Origin of the sequence: Lactobacillus sp. ESL0700, assembly GCF_029392095.1 — a bacterium.
Taxonomy (GTDB): Bacteria; Bacillota; Bacilli; order Lactobacillales; family Lactobacillaceae; genus Lactobacillus.
In genome coordinates this window covers 384,040-402,237 of the sequence record NZ_CP113930.1, presented here as the reverse complement: position 1 = coordinate 402,237, position 18,198 = coordinate 384,040, and the positions used below count along the sequence as shown (strand labels likewise).

Sequence of the window (18,198 nt, the reverse complement as noted above, 5' to 3'; positions counted from 1 at the left end):
CTGACTACCTCCATATACTGGTATTATAAAGATTCCGCATTACTTGTGCAATTTTTATAAGAAAAATTATTAATTGTAAAACAAAAGCAGCTCCTAGAAAGGAGCTGCTTATCATGATAGCGGTGATCGGGGTCGAACCGATACGTCCGAAAAGGACACCAGATTTTGAGTCTGACGCGTCTGCCAATTCCGCCACACCGCCATGGTATTAAATTATTAAATAATAGTTCTAGTAATGAACCAAAAGGCGGGGATCGGATTTGAACCGACGATTAAGGTTTTGCAGACCTCTGCCTTACCACTTGGCTACACCGCCATCAGCTATTTATAATAGATTGGGATAGCTGGATTCGAACCAGCGCATAATAGAGTCAAAGTCTAGTGCCTTACCGCTTGGCTATATCCCAATACTAGGGCGGAATATGGGATTCGAACCCATGTATGCCGGATCCACAAACCGGTGTGTTAACCCCTTCACCAATTCCGCCATGAAGGTAAACAGGGATAGTAGGAATTGAACCCACACTAGCGGTTTTGGAGACCGATGTACTACCTTTATACGATATCCCTATTATGGAGGAGGGTGGATTCGAACCGCCGAACTCAGAGAGAGCGGTTTTACAGACCGCCGCGTTTAGCCACTTCGCTACTCCTCCAGGCTGATGGCGCGGGACGGAATCGAACCGCCGACACAAGGAGCTTCAATCCTTTGCTCTACCAACTGAGCTACCGAGCCATCTTACGGTCCATATCAGATTTGAACTGATGATCTTCTCCGTGACAGGGAGACGAGATAAACCACTGCTCCAATGGACCATATTGCGGGAGATGGATTTGAACCACCGACCTTCGGGTTATGAGCCCGACGAGCTACCTAACTGCTCCATCCCGCGATGTTATAAAGGAGGATGTGGGATTTGAACCCACGCACGAGAAACCCGTCTAACGGTTTTCAAAACCGTCCCCTTAAGCCACTTGGGTAATCCTCCATAATGTAAAAATAAAAATACCAATATCTATTGTTGGTAATGACCCGTACGGGATTTGAACCCATGTTACCGCCGTGAAAGGGCGATGTCTTAACCACTTGACCAACGGGTCATATTCGTTTTCTTCTTAAAACATAAGACGCTTAATTATAATACCTAATATTAATTAAAATGTCAACTGTTTTATTTTAAAATTTTGAGCTATCAGGTAATACCTGAATCACAACGTTATTAATAATACAGGATTAGCAGCTATCTTGCAAGACTTTTATGCAAAAATATTTTATTTTTTATTTAGAAAGCGCATTAACCCTAGTTTATCAATCTCTGTTATAGCATTTTTTACTCAATTGCCTACTGTTAATTATAAAACTCCGCTTCAAATTTGATTATCGAAAAAATCAATCACAAAAATAGAGGCCACAATCTCGCCTCAAATTTCCTAATATCGCTTAAAATTGAAATTTTTCTATATCCTCAAATGATAACTACTCAACTAAACGTTTACTTGATACTAAAGACCCTAGTCTAACCTTTTCTTATTTTTATTATGCTTCTTTTAGTTGCAGAGCTCATTTTGCCCTTAACTTAGTCCACAATGGCCATTATTACTTGCCTGCAGTATTTAGCTTTAGATATCTCCAAAACACTTTAAATTAAGCTTCATAAGCAGCGGTCATGCCTTACCACAGCTGTCATCATTCTTTAATGGTTAATAGTTCCTTAGCTGACAAGCTTTGTTCTTTCACTAATCCAGTAAAGCAAAAGTAATTCACGATTTAACTACGATCGTCCATTAACAGAAATTACATAGGCTAACAATGTCTCTGCCAACACTGTTTTACGTACTACTACTTCTAGACTTAAAACGTTGCCGCAGGTTGATGACTACCGATGACTTCCCCGCCGAGCACATTGACATTGATGAATTTCGATGTGTCGGCCGACAACTACATTAATTATGGAACACATGAGATTATTAAACAGCCAGTTTTTCAAAATTAAATTAAATAAACAAAAAAAGAACCTTGAATAAACAAGATTCTTTATGACGGAGACTGAGGGATTCGAACTCTCGCACCGGAATAACCCGATCTACACCCTTAGCAGGGGCGCCTCTTCAGCCACTTGAGTAAGTCTCCAATGGGCCTAAATGGACTTGAACCATCGACCTCACGCTTATCAGGCGTGCGCTCTAACCAGCTGAGCTATAGGCCCATTAAAGCGGGTAACGAGAATCGGACTCGCGACTAAAGCTTGGAAGGCTTTCGTTTTACCACTAAACCATACCCGCAACAAACAAATTATCAATAATGGCGCGGGACGGAATCGAACCGCCGACACAAGGAGCTTCAATCCTTTGCTCTACCAACTGAGCTACCGAGCCATCTTACGGTCCATATCAGATTTGAACTGATGATCTTCTCCGTGACAGGGAGACGAGATAAACCACTGCTCCAATGGACCATATTGCGGGAGATGGATTTGAACCACCGACCTTCGGGTTATGAGCCCGACGAGCTACCTAACTGCTCCATCCCGCGATGTTATAAAAAATAAAAGTACAAAATCCAGTTTATGGACCTTGTAGGACTCGAACCTACGACAGGACGGTTATGAGCCGTCTGCTCTAACCAACTGAGCTAAAGGTCCAAGCTCTAGTATAGCGGCGGGGGGGATCGAACCCTCGACCTCCCGGGTATGAACCGGACGCTCTAGCCAGCTGAGCTACACCGCCAAAAAAAGTAATCGCTAAATTATATATTAAGATTACAATCGGGAAGACAGGATTCGAACCTGCGACCCCCTGGTCCCAAACCAGGTGCTCTACCAAACTGAGCCACTTCCCGAGATAATGCGCCCTGAAGGAATTGAACCTTCAACCTTCTGATTCGTAGTCAGACACTCTATCCAGTTGCGCTAAGGGCGCGTCATTATATGCCGAGGACCGGAGTCGAACCGGTACGGTTGAAACCAACCGCGGGATTTTAAGTCCCGTGCGTCTGCCAATTCCGCCACCCCGGCAAGTAATGAAGCGGAAGACGGGATTCGAACCCGCGACCCCCACCATGGCAAGGTGATGTTCTACCACTGAACTACTTCCGCGTAATATATAAATGCCGATTATACGATTTGAACGTACGACCCCCTGTTTACAAGACAGATGCTCTACCAACTGAGCTAAATCGGCAAGATGTAAATATGGTATATAATATTGGCAAATACGGGTGGTGGGACTTGAACCCACACGTCCTGAAACACTAGAACCTAAATCTAGCGCGTCTGCCAATTCCGCCACACCCGCAAAATGGGGCCATGAGTCGTGACGGGCTTGAACCGTCGACCCTCTGATTAAAAGTCAGATGCTCTACCGACTGAGCTAACGACTCGGTATGGAGGATACAGGGCTCGAACCTGTGACCTCCTGCTTGTAAGGCAGATGCTCTCCCAGCTGAGCTAATCCTCCAAAGCACGGCAGCGTCCTACCCTCGCAGGCAGTCTCCTACCAACTACTCTCGGCGTGAAGAAGCTTAACTACTGTGTTCGACATGGTTACAGGTGTTTCCTTCTTGCTATTGCCACCGTACTTTTTCTTTTGAGTTCTTACACTCAAAACTAAATATAATCTCTTGAAAATCCTTACTCACAATCCCAGATTGCTCAAGCTCTGGTCAAGTCCTCGACTGATTAGTACTAGTCCGCTCCAAGTCTCACGACTCTTCCACTCCTAGCCTATCTACCTCTTAGTCTTAGAGGTGTCTTACTACTTTCGTATGGGAAATCTCATCTTGAGGGGGGCTTCGCACTTAGATGCTTTCAGCGCTTATCCCTGCCATACTTAGCTACCCAGCTATGCCTTTGGCAAGACAACTGGTACACCAGCGGTATGTCCATCCCGGTCCTCTCGTACTAAGGACAGCTCCTCTCAAATTTCCAACGCCCACGACGGATAGGGACCGAACTGTCTCACGACGTTCTGAACCCAGCTCGCGTGCCGCTTTAATGGGCGAACAGCCCAACCCTTGGGACCAACTTCAGCCCCAGGATGCGACGAGCCGACATCGAGGTGCCAAACCTCCCCGTCGATGTGAACTCTTGGGGAGATAAGCCTGTTATCCCCAGGGTAGCTTTTATCCGTTGAGTGATGGCCCTTCCATGCGGTACCACCAGATCACTAAGCCCGACTTTCGTCCCTGCTCGAGTTGTCTCTCTCGCAGTCAAGCTCCCTTATACCTTTACACTCTGTGAATGATTTCCAACCATTCTGAGGGAACCTTTGGGCGCCTCCGTTACTCTTTAGGAGGCGACCGCCCCAGTCAAACTGCCCATCTGACACTGTCCTATATCTCGCTTAGAGATACTAGTTAGAGTAGCCATCAAACAAGGGTAGTATCCCAACATTGCCTCCAATAAGACTAGCGTCCTATCTTCTCTGGCTCCTACCTATCCTGTACATGTTTAACAGCTACCCAATATCAAATTGCAGTAAAGCTCCATGGGGTCTTTCCGTCCTGTCGCGGGTAACCCGCATCTTCACGGGTATTATAATTTCACCGAGTCTCTCGTTGAGACAGTGCCCAAATCATTACACCTTTCGTGCAGGTCGGAACTTACCCGACAAGGAATTTCGCTACCTTAGGACCGTTATAGTTACGGCCGCCGTTTACTGGGGCTTCAGTTCGAACCTTCGTCTTACGACTAAGCTCTCTCCTTAACCTTCCAGCACCGGGCAGGTGTCAGCACCTATACGTCGTCTTACGACTTTGCAGATACCTGTGTTTTTGATAAACAGTTGTTTGGGCCTATTCACTGCGGCTGGCTGTTACACCAGCACCCCTTCTTCCGAAGTTACGGGGCGATTTTGCCGAGTTCCTTAACGAGAGTTCTCTCGCTCACCTTAGTGTTCTCCACTCGACTACCTGTGTCGGTTTGCGGTACGGGTACGTTATCTCTCACTAGAAGCTTTTCTTGGCAGTGTGACTACAGAACCTTCGCTACTTTATTTCGCTCCTCATCACGACTTGTGATTATCGAAAGCAAGCATTTGACTCACTCTCTCACTTATCGCTTGAACATGGCTTCCAGCGCCATGCGTTCCTTGCCTCCTGCGTCCCTCCTTCGCTATTAACGATTTAACGCAGTACAGGAATCTCTACCTGTTGTCCATCGGCTACGCCTCTCGGCCTTACCTTAGGTCCCGACTTACCCTGGGCGGACGAGCCTGCCCCAGGAAACCTTAGTCTTTCGGCGGATAGGATTCTCACCTATCTTTCGCTACTCATACCGGCATTCTCACTTCTAAGCGCTCCAACTATCCTCTCGATTAGCCTTCACCGCACTTAGAACGCTCTCCTACCACGTGTATTACTACACATCCACAGTTTCGGTACTATGCTTAGCCCCGGTAAATTTTCGGCGCAGCGTCACTCGACTAGTGAGCTATTACGCACTCTTTTAATGATGGCTGCTTCTGAGCCAACATCCTAGTTGTCTACGCAACTCCACATCCTTTTCCACTTAGCATAGATTTTGGGACCTTAACTGGTGATCTGGGCTGTTTCCCTTTCGACTACGGATCTTATCACTCGCAGTCTGACTCCAGTGCTTTGATATCTGGAATTCGCAGTTTATCTGAATTCAGTAACCCCTGACGGGCCCTTCGTCCAAACAGAGCTCTACCTCCATTATCATCCTCGCACCAGGCTAGCCCTAAAGCTATTTCGGAGAGAACCAGCTATCTCCAAGTTCGTTTGGAATTTCACCGCTACCCACAGCTCATCCCCGCAATTTTTAACTTACGTGGGTTCGGTCCTCCAGTGCGTTTTACCGCACCTTCAACCTGGCCATGGGTAGGTCACTTGGTTTCGGGTCTACATCAACTAACTATCGCGCCCTTTTCAGACTCGCTTTCGCTGCGGCTCCGTCTTTTCTGACTTAACCTCGCTAGTTAACGTAACTCGCCGGTTCATTCTACAAAAGGCACGCCATCACCCTTTAATGGGCTCTGACTACTTGTAGGCACACGGTTTCAGGTTCTCTTTCACTCCCCTTCCGGGGTTCTTTTCACCTTTCCCTCACGGTACTGGTTCACTATCGGTCACAAATTAGTATTTAGCCTTGCGAGATGGTCCTCGCTGCTTCAACCGGAATTCCTCGTGTTCCGGCCTACTCAGGATCCTGCTCGGCGTGAATTCAATTTCGCTTACGGGGCTCTCACCCTCTCTGGCTTACCTTCCCAGATAATTCTGCTATCTCTTCCACTACCTTATTGCAGTCCTACAACCCCGATTGATAAATCAATCGGTTTGGGCTCTTTCCTCTTCGCTCGCCGCTACTAGGGAAATCGATTTTTCTTTCTCTTCCTGCAGCTACTTAGATGTTTCAGTTCACTGCGTCTTGCCCTACCTGACTATGTATTCATCAGCTAGTAATATGATCGCTCATATTGGGTTCCCCATTCGGATACCTCCGGATCTCTGCGTACTTACCGCTCCCCGAAGCATTTCGCCGTTCGTCGCGTCCTTCTTCGCCTTCTTGTGCCTAGGCATTCACCGTGCGCCCTTCTTTACTTGACCTTACTCTTAAGATCTACTCTCTCGGTCGCTCTTGCAATCTGTTTCTTTTCTCTTTGATTGTGTCTCGGTTTTTTCTTGGATTATATTCAGTTTTCAATGTACTAACCATGAGTCTCTCGACTCAATGGAGGCTAACGGGATCGAACCGATGACCTCCTGCGTGCAAAGCAGGTGCTCTCCCATCTGAGCTAAGCCCCCAAATACTCTTCTGCGACAGTCAATAACCTGATGTCAATGGGCCTAAATGGACTTGAACCATCGACCTCACGCTTATCAGGCGTGCGCTCTAACCAGCTGAGCTATAGGCCCGTCTCTTGCGTATCTGTTCTCTATTCTGTTGTGAGGTACTACCCTCAAAACTAAACAATGTTCTCGCTCCGTGTGCTTCCGTTGCTCCTAGGCTTCCTCTAGTATCTCTACTCTCCACCTATTCGCTCTTCCTTAGAAAGGAGGTGATCCAGCCGCAGGTTCTCCTACGGCTACCTTGTTACGACTTCACCCTAATCATCTGTCCTACCTTAGACGGCTGACTCCCGAAGGGTTATCCTACCGGCTTTGGGTATTACAGACTCTCATGGTGTGACGGGCGGTGTGTACAAGGCCCGGGAACGTATTCACCGCGGCGTTCTGATCCGCGATTACTAGCGATTCCAGCTTCATGCACTCGAGTTGCAGAGTGCAATCCGAACTGAGATTAGCTTTAAGAGATTCGCTTGCCTTCACAGGTTCGCTCCTCGTTGTACTAACCATTGTAGCACGTGTGTAGCCCAGGTCATAAGGGGCATGATGACTTGACGTCGTCCCCACCTTCCTCCGGTTTGTCACCGGCAGTCTCATTAGAGTGCCCAACTTAATGCTGGCAACTAATAATAAGGGTTGCGCTCGTTGCGGGACTTAACCCAACATCTCACGACACGAGCTGACGACAGCCATGCACCACCTGTCTTAGTGTCTCCGAAGAGAACTTCATATCTCTATGAATTGCACTAGATGTCAAGACCTGGTAAGGTTCTTCGCGTTGCTTCGAATTAAACCACATGCTCCACCGCTTGTGCGGGCCCCCGTCAATTCCTTTGAGTTTTAACCTTGCGGTCGTACTCCCCAGGCGGAGTGCTTAATGCGTTAGCTGCAGCACTGAGAGGCGGAAACCTCCCAACACTTAGCACTCATCGTTTACGGCATGGACTACCAGGGTATCTAATCCTGTTCGCTACCCATGCTTTCGAACCTCAGCGTCAGTTACAGACCAGAGAGCCGCCTTCGCCACTGGTGTTCTTCCATATATCTACGCATTCCACCGCTACACATGGAGTTCCACTCTCCTCTTCTGCACTCAAGAAAGGCAGTTTCAGATGCAATTCCCCGGTTGAGCCGAGGGCTTTCACATCTGACTTGTCTTCCCGCCTGCGTTCGCTTTACGCCCAATAAATCCGGACAACGCTTGCCACCTACGTATTACCGCGGCTGCTGGCACGTAGTTAGCCGTGACTTTCTGGTTGATTACCGTCAAATAATTAGCAGTTACTCTAACTATCCTTCTTCACCAACAACAGAGCTTTACGATCCGAAAACCTTCTTCACTCACGCGGCGTTGCTCCATCAGACTTGCGTCCATTGTGGAAGATTCCCTACTGCTGCCTCCCGTAGGAGTTTGGGCCGTGTCTCAGTCCCAATGTGGCCGTTCAGTCTCTCAACTCGGCTATGCATCATCGCCTTGGTAAGCCGTTACCTTACCAACTAGCTAATGCACCGCGGGTCCATCCTCTAGTGACAGCTCGAAAGCCGCCTTTCATAGCTAGATCATGTGATCTTACTTCTTATTCGGTATTAGCATCTGTTTCCAAATGGTATCCCAATCTAGAGGGTAGGTTACCCACGTGTTACTCACCCATCCGCCGCTCGCGCTTTTAATGTCCTACCCGAAGGTATTCAACTAAAATTGCTCGCTCGACTTGCATGTATTAGGCACGCCGCCAGCGTTCGTCCTGAGCCAGGATCAAACTCTCATTTTTAATGTTTGTTTGAATGTTTGCTCATTCGTTCCAAGATTTGCATCTCGGATTTATTTGCTTGCAAAATTGACTTCGCTTTTTTGTTTTGGGTTCTTACACCCGCACACTTTGCGAAAACATTGTTCAGTTTTCAAGGTACTACCCGCTGCTGTAAATCGCTTTACAACTGCGCTTGTTTTATTTTAGCAGATGTATTTTCTTTTGTCAAGAACTTTTTTCTGCCCCGCTCCTGAAGAAATCTTGCTTTCCTCAGCAGCGTTTATTATCTTACTAAACTTAAATCCTCTTGTCAAGACCTTTGTTTAATTTTCTTTCGCCGCCCGGTCTGACAAGCCTTGACTTGTCTTGCCCGACGACAGTTATTAATATTACCAACTTGTTTCTGCTTTTGCAAGCTTTTTTTTAAATTTATTAAAATGACTTACTTCTAGTTTCATGTTAAAGTTGTTATATCAACGTTTAGAGGGGAGTTTTTAAAATAAAAAAATTTGACATAGCAATCGTGGGGGCAGGTCCAATTGGTCTCTTCAGCGCGAATTTTGCTCATCTGCATGGACTACAAACCATCATTTTTGACTCATTAAAGGAAGTTGGTGGGCAACCAAAACTACTTTATCCGTTCAAAAAAATCTTTGACATCCCTGTTTTTAATGAAATTACGGGTAAAGAATTAGTTGAACGTTTAGCAGAAGAAACAAAGACAAAGGCAACTTTTGCACTAAACCACCGCGTTAATGAGATTACGAAAAATGGCGATTATTTCATTATTGACGATGAATTTGCCGTCAAAAGTATCATTATTGCCAGCGGCACTGGTTCGTTTACGCCCAAAAAGTTCCCGCTCAAAGTGGACAGTGAGAGTGAAAAACACATTCACTACTATATAAGAGAGCCTGAAAAATTTGCTGATAAAACAGTCGGCGTTTTCGGCGGCGGTGATTCGGCACTTGATTGGGCACTCGAATTAGCCCAGCAGCCTAACACGCACGTTAAGCTCGTCCACCGGCGAAATGAATTTCGCGGTTTAGAATCCAGTATTCAGCAACTTAAAAGTTTAAAAAATGTTGAAATTCTGACCCCTTACCTTCCTAAAGTCAGTTCGTTAGTCAATAATCAATTACAGATTGGCCTAAAACAAATGGGGCAATCCGACATTATCCAACATTCATTTGATGAAATCGTGGTTGCTTATGGTTTTCGCGCCAACAATAATTTTGTTAAACAATGGGGCGTTGACATTGCCGGCGGACAAATTAAGGTCGGGCAGGAAATGAAGACCAATGTCTCTGGGATTTATGCTGTCGGTGATGCCGCCACATATCCCGGACGCGTACCCGTGATTGGCCTTGGCTTTGGTGAAGCGCAAATTGCAATTACTTCAATTATGCGGTCACTTTTCCCAGAGAAAACTTTAACCATCCACTCAACCAGTATTTAGGAGACTTTATGGCGCTAATCAACTTTATCTTGCACATTGATCATCACCTAATCGCAATCGTCAATCAGTTTGGCGGTTGGACCTACCTTATCCTATTTGGCATTATTTTTATTGAAACCGGCCTGGTCATCTTTCCGTTTTTACCCGGGGATTCGCTTATTTTTGCAGCGAGTTCGATGGCCGTTAATCCCAAATATCAACTTGATATTTGGCTAGTGTACCTAACGGTTCTACTGGCGGCAGTCTTAGGTGATGCCTGCAATTATGAGCTTGGCGCCCGATCTGTTAATGCCGGCAGCCATTATGCCTGGTTCAATAAGTTAATTAATCAAAAAAATCGCCTGGCAGCCGAAAAGTTTTTTGAACGTCACGGCCCAATCACAATTGTAATTGGGCGCTTTATCCCGTTCATTAGGACCTTTGTTCCCTTCATTTCCGGCGGCAGCAAAATGCACTACGGTAAATTCGCGGCATACAACATTGTCGGCGGCATTCTCTGGTGCGGCGTGTTCACCATCATCGGCTTTTTCTTCGGCAACATCCCGTTTGTCAGGGATCATTTTTCAATTTTAATCCTAGCTATCATCTTGATTTCTGTCATCCCGATTTTAATTGTTGCGTTAAAAAAGCACATCGCACTAAAAAAGGAGTTCCATTAAAGGAACTCCTTTTTTAACGCTGTAATAATTTTTCAGCAAAGTATAATTCATAAATAATTCCACCAACGGCAAAACACGAGGCAAAAAAGCCCTCTGTCAGCACATTAATAATCGGATCTGTTGCTGGGTCAAATAACCACGTATTACTCCCCGCAAACAACACATGATGAAACAAAACGAAAAAACTGTCAAAGTTTGTCACGGCAAACGGCAAAATTGCAATCGGTAATAGTAAAAATAGCAGTGCCCAAACCTTATTCAACTTTAGCACATTACCTTTTTGCCGCCGGCCCCAAAAATGAATTGCTAAACAGCACAAAAAGGCAACAATTGCCAAGACAAAAAGTTTCTTTACCGCCGCAAAGTGCTGCGCCGCCATCGGTGAAGTTGGCAAGTCGCGCATGTGCAACACATGCTTAAACGGCCAAATCAAATACCACATTAGTTGATCATAATTGTGCATTACTTGACCAATCGTCAGTTTCACCGTTTTGTTTGTTTTTTGGACAACAATAAAAACCAAGAGCAGCGGCCAACTAGCAACAATTGCGCCCACTACGCTGCTTGTAATTGCAAATACGAAATGATAAATAATCGTCAGAATACTATTTTGCTTGTTCATAATTCAAATTGATCCAAACTACCAACGACATAAGTTGGTTGCCGCTGATCCTTAATATCGCTCGGCTGCGTAATTCCAGTGGTCACTAGCAATTGGTCAACCTGACTATTAAAGCCGGCCTTAATATCAGTATCATAATTGTCACCAACCAAAATTGCCCGCTCCTTCGAGCACTTCATTTTAGCCAGCGCCATCTCAACAATAATCGCTGACGGCTTACCAATATACAGCGGTTCTTGGCCACTGGAAACGGCAATCATCGCACACTGCGACCCATTTCCTGGCAATAATCCCTCATCGCTAGGCAAATTAACGTCGGCATTGGTCCCAATAAACGTCGCGCCACTTCTAATAGCATCGGCAGCAATCTGAACCTTACGGTACGTTAAATCACGATCCATCCCCACAATGACATAGTCTGGGTGGTGCGGATCCAGTTCAAAATCTTTTTGCTGCAAAAATTCATGCCACAAGCCAATTTCACCAATTAAATAAAATTTCAGTGGTGTCAATTGCGGACTCTGCCTTCTAAGATAGCTCACAGTCGCCATACAGGGCGTATAAACGTGTTCTATGTCCGTCTTAATCCCATGACCCGCCAGCTTATCCACGACCATCTGCGGCGTTCTGGTGGTGTTATTGGTTAAGAATAAATAATCCTTGCCTGCTTGCTCTAAGCGATGAACAAAACGCACACCAGCAGCAATTGTATCCTTGCCGCGATAAATCGTACCGTCAAGGTCAATCAAAAATAATTGGTAATCTTTCACTTACTTGCTGCCCTTTCTCTTTTTAATTACAAAAGAGTGATGATTGCTGTGTTCTTTTTTGACCGCAACCGTTTCTTTTTTCTTAAAAGTGGTTTTGTGCACCCGCCGCTTTTTAAACACCACCGTCTTCTTTGAATGAGTGCCAAATCGTCTGTATCCAGATTGCCGGTAATTGCCATGCCAATTTTTTTGGCTGCTAGAGTGATAATGATGAACCGGACTGAGCAGCTGCAAAATAAAGTAACCTGTTCCCGGATTACAGTATTCCATCAAATAATCCGCAATTGTCTGCTCCTTGCGGTCAATCGCTGTCCGCATATTATCCTTATAGAAACCCTTTAGTCGTAAATGCTCACTGGAAACATCCCCCACCAAAAAGTCATATTGATCGAGATACGGATCATACTTTTGCCGCAAAACCTCAATATCCAGCGCTTCTCTTTTGTTAACAAGTATTTGGTAAAGCTGCTTGTTAATCTTAACTTGATCGCCAACTTGGCCAACAACGGCCAGCGGGTGGCGCAACGGCTGGTCCTCAGTAAACTTATTATTACGTTCCGGCTTTTTTGAACTATCTGCCTTGTCTGCTACTGTCTTATCCGTCATTTACTTCACTTCCTATCAATCGGGTATTTTTTGGCTAAATAATTGCCAACAACTTCCCGCAAAAATTGCGGAAATAAAAATTTATTATCGCCCACAATTGCTAATGTCGGAAAAAACGGCACTAGTACGTAGTGGTCCAGCACCGCGATTTCGTACTCTTTGAGCGGGTCAATCTGCTTGCCATTAACATAAACAACGCGACTAATCGGATCAAATTTAATTCCCTTGTAATGCATTTGCCCAAAAATCTTCCCGCGAAAGCTCATCCCCTGCAACGGAAAATGATCGAGAAAATGCCGGTTTTTTTCAATTTCCATAACCAGTCGCCACAAGTCACTACCCTTTAAGGTTGAGCGTACAACGTGCATTGAGTGCGGCAAACTCCTTTGCAAATCGTATTTTGTTAAAATGCCCTTCTTAAACGGGTCTAAAAACAAGCCAGAACTCAGCATTGCTAGGTCTGTCCCAGCAAAATTAGCAATTGCATCCAGCGACACCTTAATAGCAGCCTCGCGATTATTCGCAAATTTTTCTGGTAAATCCGCAACCTGCTCCTGCATTAAAATGTCACGACCACGGTCCTGATAACTTTGAATTACTTCTTCATCATCCGGCTCCGCCTTCATCAGACTTGTTGGTTCAACATGCGGCACGATCTTTTGCACGTGGTGCTGGTCATCAAGTTCCATCCGAATATTGCCAACATAGTTGCCCCACTTGCCCGTCTGTGTCAGCCAGACGCCATTAACTTCTTCACCATGCTTTAATAAATCGTGACTATGACCGCCGACAATTAGGTCAATCTGTGGATAATTTTCTGCCAAAAAGCGATCCATGTTCAAGCCAATGTGAGTTAGTAGAATTAAAACATCGTACTTACCCTCAATCTTAGGCAAAACCGCATCCATTGTTTCTTTCAACATCTTAACGTGCCAATGATTAGGCAGATAAGACAGAGGATATGCTGCCGTCAAACCAATTAGGGCAATTCGCGTGCCTTTTTTGGTAGTCAGGATTTTATCTTGCACGCACCAATGCGGCAATGTCTCATCTTCCTCGCGCAAATTAGCCAAAATCACGGGGAACTTGGCGCGGTCAAACAGCCGCTCAACCACCGCATGAGAATTAGAAATTCCTTCATTATTGCCAATAGTAATTGCATCGTAATTAAACGAGTTCATCAAATCAATATTGGCTTGGCCGTATGTTGCATCAGTTAGCGGCTGCGAACGATCCATAAAATCACCGGCATCAAACGTGAAAACTTGGTCAACCGACTGATCCTGCTGGGCGGTTTTTAAATAACGTCCAATTTTAGGAAAGTGTTCAAAATGCGAGTGTAAATCATTGGTATGTAAAATGCGAAGTGTTTCCATTATGCTGCTCTTTTATCCAATCTGATTAGATTTCAAAATCATCTGATAGGCATCCCAAATTTTGCCTTTTGGCTTTTCCCATTCAACCCAACTCGGATTCTTCCAATCATTTTCGTTAGTTAAAGTTTCCAGATGATAATTCTTATTAATATATTCTTCATAAGTAATTAGCGCTTTAGTCCTAGGAATATTCAATTGCAAAATTCGGACATTCTTAATCATGCCATGATCAACAGCCAATTCTGCAATACCATTTTGATCAATATTCGAAATCTCAAAGTACTTGCTGCCGTCGTTTCTGGTAATTTCTTCAATTAAATCTAACTCTTCATATTGTTGATCCATTAACCTCGCCTCCATGAAATAAAAACTTTTGCTATATAGCAAAAAATGTGCAACCATGCTATTGTATTAAGCGATAGAGGTGTACACATGAAACGATATAGCCATCTAATTCTGGCTCTTTTTTTTAGCTTAATCTTTGTCACGACCAGCGGCTTTACCGTTGTCGGTCACAGAGGCGATCCGAGCAAATACCCTGAAGAAACAATTCAGAGTGACGACTCGGCCTTCAATTCTGGAGCCGATTACGTTGAACTCGACCTGCATCTGTCCTCAGACGGAGTTTTAGTTGTCTCACATGATGATGATTTATTTCGAGTTACTCATACACATGCAATTGTATCACAAAATACTTGGCAAACACTTAGCCAATTAACATATGATAACGGTGAACATGTACTTAGTTTGGACCAGCTCTTTGAACATTACCAAAAGCGGCCAAATACAAAATTTGTTTTAGAAACCAAGGTGGACCACTCAGTCGATCCATCTTACCAGTTAGAAGATGAAATCGCGCAAACAATTAAAAAGTACCACATGCAAAATCGTGTCATGATCCACTCTTTTTCGGCGGCCAGTCTCTTTCATCTGCGGTCACTAATGCCAAACGCATATTTAATTTTGCTTGTCGGTAGCCTCAAGCGCATGAATTTTAGTAATTTACCACAAGTTAACGCGGTCAACGTGTCATCCGACGTTATTCAAGAGCATTCTTGGCTGATTCACTGGCTGCATTTACTCAATAAGCAGGTCTATGTTTGGGCAGAAATGGATGAGTCGCCTGCTCTTTGGCACTGGCTAATTAATAAAAATGTTGACGGCGTGGTCACTAATTATCCGGCCACCGGTTTTAAATATAAACTAGCCAAAGAAGGCACCAGTAAGTACGATATTCACCGAAGCGGCGTTTATTTTGGCAAAAGCAAAACGCCAATCATGATGAACCCATACGTCCGCATTAAGCAGCACAAGTATATTCATCCCGGGCAAAAGCTCAACGTCATGTATGGCGTCCGCGCCCATAATCAGCTGTATTATCAGGTTGCCGACCAAACTTTTATCTCAGCTGAATTTGTCAACCTCGACTTAACCGCACGCGACATTGCACCTTATCAGGATAAGCAAATCATCGCCAAACCGCAAAAGCAGGTGCCAATCTACCACCTGCCTGATAATCAATCAAAGACTGATAAAACCTTGCCAGCTAACACACTTTTTAAAATTGCTAACTTTAATGGCAGTCCCAAGAGCATGTGGCTTTATACCAAATTAGGCTGGGTTAAGGCGCAAGATATTTTATTCTATGGCTTTTTTGATCAGCAAAGTTGGGAAAGCTACCGCGAATTGCCGCGCATTAGTCGTTATCATAATATTGCGCTAACAGCTTACTTACCAAAGATGGCACCGCGAATTAAGACTACTCCAGAGCTAATTAAAGCCACCATGCAAATCATTCACTAATAAAAAAACGATTCACTAAACTGTGAATCGTTTTTCTATACTTAAAATTATTGGTTGCTTGTACTTTGCTTCTTCAACAATTCGTATGGTAACTCAATTTGTGTATCTGTTACTTCCTCGTTGTTCATCAACTTGGTCAACATTCTCATCGCAACAGCACCCATGTCATATAATGGCTGACGAATTGCGGTTAATGCTGGCCGCACAACCGAAGCAATTTGAGTTGCACTTGCCGTAATAATTTCTAAATCGTCCGGCACTTTCTTACCAGCATCAATTGCTGAGTTTAAAATGCCAACGGCAGTAATATCACGGGTAACAACTACACCGTCAACACCGTCTTGAAGCAAACGTGAATACAAGTTATAACCATCTGAATGGTCCTTGATATTCTCGTAAACTCGACCTTCACCCAAGTGATGCTCTGCCATAAATTTCTTGTAAGCTGGAATCCGGCATTCCGCATTAACAACAGCATCGGCATCCCCAACAACTAAGGCCAAGTTACGCTTGCCATCATTGTAAAGTAAGTTCAAGGCTTCGGTATCAGCCTTCTGATAATCAATCGTTACTGACGGAAATTCCTTGTGATTGTCCTTTGTTCCTGCTAAGACTACCGGCGTATCAGTCCGCTTAAATGCTTCAACTGCTTCTTTTGGTAAGCAATTTGACATGTAGATTACCCCGTCAACCTGCTTATTTAACAAACCTTGAATTGCTTGGTCTTCACGCATCAAGCGATTTTCAATACTTGTAATAATAATGTTGTATTTGTACAGCAAAGCAATATCATCAATCCCTTTTGATAATTCTGCAAAGTACAGGTTGGTTAAGTCTGGCACAATCAAACCCACAGTTGTTGTCCGTTTAGAAGCTAGGCCTTGAGCAACAGCATTTGGTTGATAATGCAGGCGATTGATAACCGCCATTACCCGTTCACGCGTGTCTTTACGCACATTCGTATTGCCATTAACAACCCGTGAGACTGTCGCCATTGAGACTTCAGCTTCACGAGCAACATCATAAATTGTAATATCTTGTTTACGCATCCTTCGTTCCTCCGTAAAAATTCTCAATATAGAATTTACCATGAATTGCAAAAAAGTGCAAACGTTTACAACCATTCTTTCATTTTTTCACACTTAGAACATGATATACTTTTCATGATTAAGATTTATTTTGAAAGGAACATTAAGATGAATTTAAATAAATTACAAGAATGGCTACAAAGTTCTGGTAATGATGTAGCTTACATTTCTAATCCAATTACTATTGCATACTTCACCGGCTACGAGATGGAACCTCATGAGCGTATCTTTGCTCTACTTGCCTTTAAAGACAGCGATCCCTTCGTTTTCGTTCCCGCATTAAATGTCGAAGAAGCCAAAAATTCGGCTTGGGATGGCGACGTTTATGGCTACCTCGATTCAGAAGATCCTTGGGCAATTATTGCCGACAAAGTTAAAAACAGAACGAGTGAATATCACAAGTGGGCTTTAGAGAAAAATAATTTATCTGTTGCCCATTATCAATTAATCCATGAACAATTTTCAGATGCCGATTTTAGCGGGGACGTTTCTAACTTCATCGCTAAAATCCGGCTATATAAGACACCTAGTGAGATTAAGGAATTGCAGGCTGCTGGACGTGAAGCTGATTTTGCTTTTCAAATTGGGTTTGATGCCATCAGAACCGGCGTAACTGAACGTTATATTGCTGGTCAAATTGACTACCAATTAAAATTACAAAAAGGTGTCATGCACGAAAGTTTTGAAACCATTGTGCAGGCTGGTGCCAATGCCGCTAACCCTCACCTTGGGCCATCAATGACCAAAGTTAAGCCAAACGAATTAGTCTTGTTCGACCTCGGAACCATGCACAACGGCTATGCATCTGACTCAAGTCGGACTGTTGCTTATGGTGAACCTAGCGCTAAAGAACGGGAAATTTATGAAATCGATCGCGAAGCCCAACAAGCTGCAATTGATGCCGTTCGTCCCGGAATGACTGCTTCAGAACTTGACGGCGTTGCGCGAGACATTATTACCAAGGCCGGTTATGGTGAATACTTTATCCACAGACTTGGCCACGGAATTGGTAAAGACGTGCACGAATACCCATCAATTGTTCAAGGCAATGACTTAATCATTGAAGAAGGCATGTGCTTCTCAATTGAACCTGGTATTTACATCCCCGGTGTTGCTGGCGTGAGAATTGAAGATTGCGGTGTTGTTACTAAAGACGGCTACCAACCATTCACCCACACTGACAAGGAATTGAAAGTGTTACCACTTAAAGATTAATTATTAAACAAAAAATGCACCAGGCAGAAAAATCTGTCTGGTGC

At 44.4% G+C, this 18,198-nt stretch carries 10 protein-coding genes, 29 tRNA genes and 3 rRNA genes; 4 read left to right on the top strand and 38 right to left on the bottom strand.

Annotation, left to right across the window (positions count from 1 at the left end):
• Positions 1-117: 117 nt before the first annotated feature.
• The 32 genes from OZX63_RS02130 to OZX63_RS01975 all read right to left on the bottom strand — a co-directional run bounded on the left by OZX63_RS02130 (position 118) and on the right by OZX63_RS01975 (position 8,577).
• Positions 118-202 (bottom strand) — tRNA-Leu (locus OZX63_RS02130).
• A gap of 43 nt (positions 203-245) precedes the next feature.
• Positions 246-316, bottom strand: a tRNA-Cys gene (locus OZX63_RS02125).
• A gap of 19 nt (positions 317-335) precedes the next feature.
• Positions 336-407 (bottom strand) — tRNA-Gln (locus OZX63_RS02120).
• A gap of 7 nt (positions 408-414) precedes the next feature.
• A tRNA-His gene (locus tag OZX63_RS02115) sits at positions 415-487 on the bottom strand.
• A 12-nt stretch (positions 488-499) separates the two neighbouring features.
• A tRNA-Trp gene (locus tag OZX63_RS02110) sits at positions 500-570 on the bottom strand.
• A 4-nt stretch (positions 571-574) separates the two neighbouring features.
• Positions 575-656 (bottom strand) — tRNA-Tyr (locus OZX63_RS02105).
• A 7-nt stretch (positions 657-663) separates the two neighbouring features.
• A tRNA-Phe gene (locus tag OZX63_RS02100) sits at positions 664-736 on the bottom strand.
• A gap of 6 nt (positions 737-742) precedes the next feature.
• A tRNA-Asp gene (locus OZX63_RS02095) sits at positions 743-816 on the bottom strand.
• 3 nt (positions 817-819) lie between these two features.
• Positions 820-893, bottom strand: a tRNA-Met gene (locus OZX63_RS02090).
• A gap of 9 nt (positions 894-902) precedes the next feature.
• Positions 903-989, bottom strand: a tRNA-Ser gene (locus tag OZX63_RS02085).
• A 40-nt stretch (positions 990-1,029) separates the two neighbouring features.
• Positions 1,030-1,101 (bottom strand) — tRNA-Glu (locus OZX63_RS02080).
• A 940-nt stretch (positions 1,102-2,041) separates the two neighbouring features.
• Positions 2,042-2,131: transfer RNA gene (locus OZX63_RS02075), tRNA-Ser, on the bottom strand.
• Between the two features lie 2 nt (positions 2,132-2,133).
• Positions 2,134-2,207: transfer RNA gene (locus tag OZX63_RS02070), tRNA-Ile, on the bottom strand.
• A 5-nt stretch (positions 2,208-2,212) separates the two neighbouring features.
• Positions 2,213-2,283: transfer RNA gene (locus OZX63_RS02065), tRNA-Gly, on the bottom strand.
• A gap of 20 nt (positions 2,284-2,303) precedes the next feature.
• Positions 2,304-2,376: transfer RNA gene (locus OZX63_RS02060), tRNA-Phe, on the bottom strand.
• A 6-nt stretch (positions 2,377-2,382) separates the two neighbouring features.
• Positions 2,383-2,456, bottom strand: a tRNA-Asp gene (locus OZX63_RS02055).
• A 3-nt stretch (positions 2,457-2,459) separates the two neighbouring features.
• A tRNA-Met gene (locus OZX63_RS02050) sits at positions 2,460-2,533 on the bottom strand.
• 35 nt (positions 2,534-2,568) lie between these two features.
• Positions 2,569-2,642: transfer RNA gene (locus OZX63_RS02045), tRNA-Ile, on the bottom strand.
• 11 nt (positions 2,643-2,653) lie between these two features.
• A tRNA-Met gene (locus OZX63_RS02040) sits at positions 2,654-2,727 on the bottom strand.
• 38 nt (positions 2,728-2,765) lie between these two features.
• Positions 2,766-2,839, bottom strand: a tRNA-Pro gene (locus OZX63_RS02035).
• Positions 2,840-2,845: 6 nt separating this feature from the next.
• Positions 2,846-2,919, bottom strand: a tRNA-Arg gene (locus OZX63_RS02030).
• A 9-nt stretch (positions 2,920-2,928) separates the two neighbouring features.
• Positions 2,929-3,014 (bottom strand) — tRNA-Leu (locus OZX63_RS02025).
• A gap of 9 nt (positions 3,015-3,023) precedes the next feature.
• A tRNA-Gly gene (locus tag OZX63_RS02020) sits at positions 3,024-3,095 on the bottom strand.
• A gap of 12 nt (positions 3,096-3,107) precedes the next feature.
• Positions 3,108-3,180: transfer RNA gene (locus tag OZX63_RS02015), tRNA-Thr, on the bottom strand.
• 32 nt (positions 3,181-3,212) lie between these two features.
• Positions 3,213-3,294: transfer RNA gene (locus OZX63_RS02010), tRNA-Leu, on the bottom strand.
• Positions 3,295-3,306: 12 nt separating this feature from the next.
• Positions 3,307-3,379: transfer RNA gene (locus tag OZX63_RS02005), tRNA-Lys, on the bottom strand.
• Positions 3,380-3,383: 4 nt separating this feature from the next.
• Positions 3,384-3,456: transfer RNA gene (locus tag OZX63_RS02000), tRNA-Val, on the bottom strand.
• 3 nt (positions 3,457-3,459) lie between these two features.
• A 5S ribosomal RNA gene (rrf, locus tag OZX63_RS01995) occupies positions 3,460-3,576 on the bottom strand.
• 81 nt (positions 3,577-3,657) lie between these two features.
• Positions 3,658-6,565, bottom strand: a 23S ribosomal RNA gene (locus tag OZX63_RS01990).
• A 125-nt stretch (positions 6,566-6,690) separates the two neighbouring features.
• A tRNA-Ala gene (locus OZX63_RS01985) sits at positions 6,691-6,763 on the bottom strand.
• 37 nt (positions 6,764-6,800) lie between these two features.
• Positions 6,801-6,874, bottom strand: a tRNA-Ile gene (locus OZX63_RS01980).
• Between the two features lie 136 nt (positions 6,875-7,010).
• Positions 7,011-8,577 (bottom strand): 16S ribosomal RNA (locus OZX63_RS01975).
• Together the 16S, 23S and 5S rRNA genes with 18 tRNA genes alongside form the textbook arrangement of a ribosomal RNA operon.
• Positions 8,578-9,079: 502 nt before the next feature.
• Here OZX63_RS01975 and OZX63_RS01970 point away from each other — a divergent pair.
• Both OZX63_RS01970 and OZX63_RS01965 read left to right on the top strand, forming a co-directional pair.
• On the top strand, positions 9,080-10,015 hold the full coding sequence (locus tag OZX63_RS01970; protein WP_277144154.1) for an NAD(P)/FAD-dependent oxidoreductase: 936 nt from the start codon (positions 9,080-9,082) through the stop codon (positions 10,013-10,015).
• An 8-nt stretch (positions 10,016-10,023) separates the two neighbouring features.
• Complete coding sequence (locus OZX63_RS01965) at positions 10,024-10,674, top strand: VTT domain-containing protein (RefSeq protein ID WP_277144152.1); 651 nt, start codon at positions 10,024-10,026, stop codon at positions 10,672-10,674.
• Positions 10,675-10,687: 13 nt separating this feature from the next.
• Here the strand turns inward: OZX63_RS01965 and OZX63_RS01960 are convergent, their stop codons facing one another.
• The 5 genes from OZX63_RS01960 to OZX63_RS01940 are packed head-to-tail and all read right to left on the bottom strand — an operon-like array spanning position 10,688 to position 14,393.
• The gene (locus OZX63_RS01960) at positions 10,688-11,296 is read right to left on the bottom strand and encodes a TIGR01906 family membrane protein (RefSeq protein ID WP_277144150.1); all 609 of its coding nucleotides are present in this window, start codon (positions 11,294-11,296) and stop codon (positions 10,688-10,690) included.
• Positions 11,293-12,066: a TIGR01457 family HAD-type hydrolase gene (locus OZX63_RS01955; protein ID WP_277144148.1), complete on the bottom strand. Its 774-nt coding sequence runs from the start codon at positions 12,064-12,066 to the stop codon at positions 11,293-11,295. The genes OZX63_RS01960 and OZX63_RS01955 overlap by 4 nt, the downstream gene beginning before the upstream one ends.
• Positions 12,067-12,672: a YutD family protein gene (locus OZX63_RS01950; RefSeq protein ID WP_277144146.1), complete on the bottom strand. Its 606-nt coding sequence runs from the start codon at positions 12,670-12,672 to the stop codon at positions 12,067-12,069.
• A gap of 5 nt (positions 12,673-12,677) precedes the next feature.
• A complete protein-coding gene (locus OZX63_RS01945; RefSeq protein WP_277144144.1) occupies positions 12,678-14,048 on the bottom strand; it encodes a bifunctional UDP-sugar hydrolase/5'-nucleotidase in 1,371 nt (456 codons plus the stop codon).
• A gap of 12 nt (positions 14,049-14,060) precedes the next feature.
• On the bottom strand, positions 14,061-14,393 hold the full coding sequence (locus OZX63_RS01940) for a hypothetical protein (protein WP_277144143.1): 333 nt from the start codon (positions 14,391-14,393) through the stop codon (positions 14,061-14,063).
• 87 nt (positions 14,394-14,480) lie between these two features.
• Between OZX63_RS01940 and OZX63_RS01935 the strand changes: the two genes are divergently transcribed.
• Positions 14,481-15,851, top strand: a complete 1,371-nt coding sequence (locus tag OZX63_RS01935) for a glycerophosphodiester phosphodiesterase (RefSeq protein WP_277144141.1) — start codon at positions 14,481-14,483, stop codon at positions 15,849-15,851.
• Between the two features lie 47 nt (positions 15,852-15,898).
• Here the strand turns inward: OZX63_RS01935 and OZX63_RS01930 are convergent, their stop codons facing one another.
• On the bottom strand, positions 15,899-16,900 hold the full coding sequence (locus OZX63_RS01930; protein ID WP_277144139.1) for a substrate-binding domain-containing protein: 1,002 nt from the start codon (positions 16,898-16,900) through the stop codon (positions 15,899-15,901).
• Between the two features lie 147 nt (positions 16,901-17,047).
• Between OZX63_RS01930 and OZX63_RS01925 the strand changes: the two genes are divergently transcribed.
• Complete coding sequence (locus OZX63_RS01925) at positions 17,048-18,154, top strand: Xaa-Pro peptidase family protein (protein ID WP_277163672.1); 1,107 nt, start codon at positions 17,048-17,050, stop codon at positions 18,152-18,154.
• Positions 18,155-18,198: the final 44 nt, after the last annotated feature.

Excerpts from the sequence above, each read along its gene's own strand:
- OZX63_RS01965 (WP_277144152.1), top strand. The coding sequence starts at position 10,024 with ATGGCGCTAATCAACTTTATCTTGCACATTGATCATCACCTAATCGCA.
- OZX63_RS01960 (WP_277144150.1), bottom strand. The coding sequence starts at position 11,296 with ATGAACAAGCAAAATAGTATTCTGACGATTATTTATCATTTCGTATTT.
- OZX63_RS01950 (WP_277144146.1), bottom strand. The coding sequence starts at position 12,672 with ATGACGGATAAGACAGTAGCAGACAAGGCAGATAGTTCAAAAAAGCCG.
- OZX63_RS01945 (WP_277144144.1), bottom strand. The coding sequence starts at position 14,048 with ATGGAAACACTTCGCATTTTACATACCAATGATTTACACTCGCATTTT.
- OZX63_RS01940 (WP_277144143.1), bottom strand. The coding sequence starts at position 14,393 with ATGGATCAACAATATGAAGAGTTAGATTTAATTGAAGAAATTACCAGA.
- OZX63_RS01935 (WP_277144141.1), top strand. The coding sequence starts at position 14,481 with ATGAAACGATATAGCCATCTAATTCTGGCTCTTTTTTTTAGCTTAATC.
- OZX63_RS01930 (WP_277144139.1), bottom strand. The coding sequence starts at position 16,900 with ATGCGTAAACAAGATATTACAATTTATGATGTTGCTCGTGAAGCTGAA.
- OZX63_RS01925 (WP_277163672.1), top strand. The coding sequence starts at position 17,048 with ATGAATTTAAATAAATTACAAGAATGGCTACAAAGTTCTGGTAATGAT.